This window comes from Alishewanella sp. SMS8, assembly GCF_030737935.1.
Classification (GTDB): Bacteria; Pseudomonadota; Gammaproteobacteria; order Enterobacterales; family Alteromonadaceae; genus Alishewanella; species Alishewanella maricola.
Map to the genome: position 1 here is coordinate 1 of NZ_JAPJEA010000014.1, position 3,588 is coordinate 3,588.

At 42.4% G+C, this 3,588-nt stretch carries 3 protein-coding genes and 2 tRNA genes; all 5 read right to left on the bottom strand.

Features of this window, described 5'->3' with window-relative positions:
* Nucleotides 1-67: transfer RNA gene (locus ORJ01_RS16130), tRNA-Tyr, on the bottom strand.
* Between the two features lie 13 nt (nt 68-80).
* A tRNA-Thr gene (locus ORJ01_RS16135) sits at nt 81-156 on the bottom strand.
* A 111-nt stretch (nt 157-267) separates the two neighbouring features.
* A complete protein-coding gene (locus ORJ01_RS16140; protein WP_306178897.1) occupies nt 268-963 on the bottom strand; it encodes a type III pantothenate kinase in 696 nt (231 codons plus the stop codon).
* The gene (gene birA / locus ORJ01_RS16145; RefSeq protein WP_306178898.1) at nt 963-1,946 is read right to left on the bottom strand and encodes a bifunctional biotin--[acetyl-CoA-carboxylase] ligase/biotin operon repressor BirA; all 984 of its coding nucleotides are present in this window, start codon (nt 1,944-1,946) and stop codon (nt 963-965) included. Before birA ends, ORJ01_RS16140 begins: the two co-directional genes overlap by 1 nt.
* A complete protein-coding gene (gene murB, locus ORJ01_RS16150) occupies nt 1,933-2,946 on the bottom strand; it encodes a UDP-N-acetylmuramate dehydrogenase (protein ID WP_306178899.1) in 1,014 nt (337 codons plus the stop codon). The genes birA and murB overlap by 14 nt, the downstream gene beginning before the upstream one ends.
* Between the last annotated feature and the right edge of the window lie 642 nt (nt 2,947-3,588).

The window sequence follows — 3,588 nt, forward strand, 5'->3', positions numbered from 1 at the left end:
GGAAGGATTCGAACCTTCGAAGGCAGTGCCGGCAGATTTACAGTCTGATCCCTTTGGCCACTCGGGAACCCCTCCACTAATGGTGCCGCTTATCCGAGTCGAACGGATGACCTACTGATTACAAGTCAGTTGCTCTACCAACTGAGCTAAAGCGGCACTACGTCAGTGGGTGCGAATTCTAGTAGAATGGTGGGGATGGCGCAACAAGAAAAACAGAAAAAAGCATAAATTATTAGCTGAACGGCTAATTGTTGTGCGATCCCGCGTTTAAGTTGCAATATATCGCGCTATGCCGCGAAAAATCAGTAAAGGATCCAGTTGTACCGGCAAGTCAGACAGATATTGAGCCAACTTTGGTGCATCACCACCCGTGAGGAAGATAACGTCGGTTGGTTTTAACTGCCAACCAGCACGAATAGCACCACATAATGCTGCAAGAGCACCATTTTTAACGCAATCTTGTGTATTAACGCCTAAGATTAATTCTTGACTATCATCTGGAGTACTGCCTACTCTTGCCGTATTTTTTATTACCGCTTCTTGTTGCAAGCGAAGACCAGGAATAATCCAACCGCCTTGGTGTTGCTGTGACATATCTAACCAATCAATAGTTAAAGCCGTACCGGCATCGACTATCATTAGATTTTTCGCCTGCAACAAGCTATCAGCACCTAAAATAGCTAACCAACGATCAACCCCTAATCGCTCAGGTGTGGCATAGCGATTAACCACGCCAAAAGCAGCTGTTTGGCTGACTAATCTGTACCAAGGCAAATGCGTTAAGCCCAGTGTATACTGTAACTGCTCAACATGTTCATCAAAACCCACGCAAGCAACGTATACAGCAATGAAGCGATAAGGTGCTATTGATTGCAGGTTTAAATCAGACAGTAGCGTAAACTTACCATTTTCATAAATTACGGCTTTTGTGCGTGAGTTACCAATATCTAACAGTAAATACATCAAGTCGCCGCTCTTAAACTAACTTCACCACCAAAGTAAGCGACAATTTGTCCCGCATGCTCTAACAAAATCGCCCCCTGATTATCAACCCCCTTGCAAACACCGGTTGCGCTTGCACTTCCTGATAAAGTCACTGTTTGCTGAGCGTATAAATTCAACTGATTAAAAGATTCCTGAAACGGTGCAAAACCTGTTTGCTGGAACTGTTTTAAGGCATAGGTTAAGGCACTTTGTAAATGCACGACTAATTCATTGCGATTAATAGCATGATCAGTCGCGGTAGCAAGATCAGCATAGGGTTGATCAATATGCTGCAAAGCTTGTAGTGGTAATTGCACGTTAATACCAATCCCTATTACTACATGGCAAGCGCCATCAGCCTGCCCCACTAATTCAACTAATATTCCAGCCACTTTTCGATTATCGATGTAGATATCGTTTGGCCATTTCATCTTGGTCGAGATCTGATAATGACGTTGTAAAACCTGACATAAGGCACAACCAGCAACAATACTTAAACCCATAGCAGCTTGGATACCCTGCTCAAGCTTCCAGTAATAACTAAAATATAAATTACTGCCAAAAGGTGAATACCAGCTACGCCCGCGTCGTCCACGTCCTGCCGTTTGTGCTTCAGCCACAATGACACTGGCGCTGGCAAGGTCTTTATTACTTTGTAAGGCCTGCATCAACTGTAAGTTAGTAGAGTCAGTGATATGCTGGACTAATACCGGCGCACTTTGAGCAGGTTGAAGTTGGCGGATAATGGCCGCATCGAGCAAGACTATCGGTTTGGTTAAAGCATAGCCTTTACCTTTCACTTTATATATGTCTAAACCGACCAACTCTAACTCTGCGATGTAATTCGCAATTGCCGTACGACTGATGCCAAAATGATTGGCAAGTATCTGACCGGAATGAAATTTGCCATCAGCTAATACGCTGAGTAATTGCCGCTGTACTTGTAGATTAGCTTTGGACATAAGCCCTGCCATCTTTATTTAACATGCGAACTTCAGGCTCAAGCAAAATAGCATAGCGATCTTTAACTTTACCGATGATCATATTTACTAACGCTAATAATGCCTCTGCAGTCCCATTACCATAGTTAACTAAAACTAACGGCTGACGCTCATAACAACCGACATCATTTAAACGATAACCTTTGAATCCTAATTGGTCGATCAACCAAGCTGCTGGCACCTTGACGTTATCGGAGACAATATAACCTGGGATTTTTGGAAATTGCTGCTGGAGTAAATGATAAGCATGCAAAGAAATTATGGGATTCTTAAAAAAGCTGCCACAATTAGCCAACTTTGTATAATCAGGAAGCTTATTCTGTCTTGTAGCAATGACTTGGGCATATATTTCTTGTAAAGACGCGCTATCAGATAAGGTATCTAAACCCGCATAATTAAAAACACGTTTCGGTTTTTTCTGTAGGGTGATACCTACGGCAATGACCAATCCCTTACTAGTTAAACTTTGTTTAAATAGACTGTCTCGATAACCAAATAGACACTCATCTGCCGGGAGTCGATGTACGGATTGGTCAGCCCATGAGTAAAAATCGACATAATCACAGACATCCGCAAACTCAACACCATAAGCACCAATATTTTGGATAGGTGCTGCACCAACAGATCCTGGTATTAATGCCAGATTCTCTATACCCCATAGCTTTGAGTCTACTGCCCAACTAACTAATTGATGCCAATTGTGACCAGCTTCTACATGAAGATTTACAGTATCAAGCGTCTCATTCAATATCGTTCGTTGAGACGAAGTAAAACGTAATATAGGACGTGATTGCTCAGTTAGAAAAATGGTATTGCTGCCCTCGCCTAAAATAATAGGAGCAGAATCGATGTTAATCGTATTAAGTTCGTTAACATCTTGCACTTCTATTACTTGCTGCAACGATGTTTTTAAACGAAATGTAGAGTAAGCCTCAGCAGCTTGATTCTGTAAGAAAAGCATAGCAAACACCGATAAACCGAATGCGGCAATTCTAAAGGTGCTACTGTGTAAGCGCAAACATAAACTAGAATAAATATACCGTGTATAGCATGGTTATCTAATATTGATCGCTGCAGCAATGCGTGGCATAGCTTTATCAATCTTACTGCAAGTGCGATTTGATTGTGGCTAGTGACGCGGCAGCACTTATCAAGCGTTAAGATACAAAGGTATACACGGTGAGTTTTTTAGTTTTGAGTTTTGAGTTTTGAGTTTTGAGCATGATGGTGACGTCCCGTTAAAAATTTGTCTAACGGCGTACTTCGTTACTCGGAACAATTCGAGCTAACTGCTTTAATTGCCTTTTACTATTCTTAAGTACCAAATCGCATGGCGACAAATTCGTCAGGAAAGAATTTGGACTGCTACAGGCAGCTCGCGAAGCGATGCAGGCCAATGATTGGCCTGCTCAATGCCACCAGCGCTGTGGCTGGCATGCGTGAGTGTGCGCCGCGAGGCGCTTCAACGCAAAAAGGCTTACCCGTTAGAGTAATACCATTCCATCTGATTTTCTGTTCTAATTATAGCAATCAAAGTAATCCAGCCTTATCTTTATGAATCATACCGCTGAAGCTATCCTCAAACTTTCTCGCGCTGAGAAGA

Bases quoted from the DNA above. Each gene is read 5' to 3' on its own strand.
- ORJ01_RS16140 (WP_306178897.1), bottom strand. From the start codon at position 963: ATGTATTTACTGTTAGATATTGGTAACTCACGCACAAAAGCCGTAATT.
- birA (WP_306178898.1), bottom strand. From the start codon at position 1,946: ATGTCCAAAGCTAATCTACAAGTACAGCGGCAATTACTCAGCGTATTA.
- murB (WP_306178899.1), bottom strand. From the start codon at position 2,946: ATGCTTTTCTTACAGAATCAAGCTGCTGAGGCTTACTCTACATTTCGT.